Origin of the sequence: uncultured Oscillibacter sp. (genome assembly GCF_910587525.1) — a bacterium.
In the GTDB taxonomy this organism is placed as follows: Bacteria; Bacillota; Clostridia; order Oscillospirales; family Oscillospiraceae; genus Oscillibacter.
In genome coordinates this window covers 1-1711 of the sequence record NZ_CAJULS010000256.1, presented here as the reverse complement: position 1 = coordinate 1711, position 1711 = coordinate 1, and the positions used below count along the sequence as shown (strand labels likewise).

At 60.1% G+C, this 1711-nt stretch carries 1 protein-coding gene; it reads left to right on the top strand.

The features are described from left to right. Positions 1 to 15 precede the first annotated feature (15 nt). Positions 16 to 1711, top strand: a 1696-nt coding sequence (locus QZ326_RS13210) for an ABC transporter permease (protein ID WP_365329365.1), incomplete at its 3' end; no start/stop codon positions are given.

Here is a 1711-nt window from a genome sequence, read left to right as displayed (position 1 = left end):
CCGCGCTGGGGGGTGATGTCAGTGACGTTATCTGAGCTCTCCCTGCGCAACGCCCGGCGGCAGGCCCGGGATTACCTGGTATACTTCGTCACCGTAGTCATGGCGGCGGCGCTGCTGTACGCCTTCAACGGCCTGGTGTTCTCCCAGGAGGTCCGGAGCCTCTCCGCAAGCCTCTCCAGTCTCCGCCTGACGCTGGTCCTGGCCAGTATTGTGGTGGTGTGCGTCTTTGGCTGGCTGGTGAGCTACGCCACAGACTTTATGCTCTCCCGCCGAGACCGGGAGCTGGGGCTCTATCTGCTCATCGGTTTGGAGAACCGACAGGTGGCCCGGCTGTTCTTTCTGGAAAATCTGGCCGTGGGCGGCTGTGCCCTGGTGCTGGGGGCCGCCCTGGGCAGTCTGCTATACCAGATGCTGCGGGCCGTTTTATTCGCCCTGTTCAGACTGCCTTACCGCTTTGCCTTGACTCTATCTCTCCCGGCAGCGGGCCTGACAGTCCTCTATTTTGCGCTGATCTACCTCTTTGCCCTGAACCGGAGCCGGAAGCGCATCCGCAGGGCGGCCATCCACGACCTGATCTATGTGGACCAGGTCAACGAGGGAGCAGTCATTCAGACGGGCAAAAACCGGTGGACACTGTTCGTCCTTTCCATCGTGCTGGGTATCATAGGAACCGTATTGCTGATGACGCCTGTGCTGGCCCCGGCAGTCATTGGAGCTGGGTGCGTGATTTTCGCTCTATTTGCGTTTTTCCTTAGTTTCGCCTCCGGAGTACCGGACTTTTTCGCCAGGCGCCCCGCCCGGAAGTACCGGGGGCAGAACCTGCTGATCTTCCGCACCCTCACTGCCAAGCTGGCCACTATGGGCGTCATCATGGCGGTAATCTCCCTCGTTTTCACGGCCACGATCATCTCCGAGGGGGCTGGACTGATGTTCCGCGGGCTTTTTGAGAGCCGGGCGGCAGAGAGCGGCTGCTTTGATCTGTACCTCGGCAGTGAAGACGACACGCCCCTCAGCGAGGACTATTTCGATTCCATTCAGGCGAATATCCCAGTGGAACAGTCTCTGCGCTACCGTGTTTACCAGACCGGAGACAGCCAGATACTGGACTACGTGGAAGAGCATGAGAGGGACTATTTCCGCTACTATGAGCGGGACCCGGTGCTGCGGTACAGCGACTATTCGGCGTTGCGGGCCATCGCGGGATATTCCCCGGCGGAGCTTGAGCCGGGGCACTATCTGATCCACTGCTGGTCCTACCTGGAAGAGCATCTGGCGGGTTATCCCCAGCCTCTCTCTGTGGGCAGCGCTCAGCTGACCCTCGGCGGTGTGCATACGGAACACCTGATGCAGGACTACAACGCGAGCAACGGGACCCAGTTCACCCTTGTGGTGCCGGACGATGTGGCGGAGGGCCTTCCGGTCCATCACTATGCCTACGCGGCGAAGACGGTCCAGCCAGTGACTAAAGAGCAGTTCTACGGCCTATATGAGATTCATCATAAATTGGAAGAGCAGGACCTAACCCGGAGCTATGACACCATCCGCGCCAAAGCGATGGAGGAGTCGGACGCGGCGGCCTGGACCGCCGACATTGCGTTTCCCCTGTTCTATCTGGCCCTGGCGCTGACCATGACCGCCGCCACCATTTTGACGATTCAGCAGCTCAGCGAGACAGAGCGGTACAGGCGGCAGTTCCAGCTCCTGCAAAAGC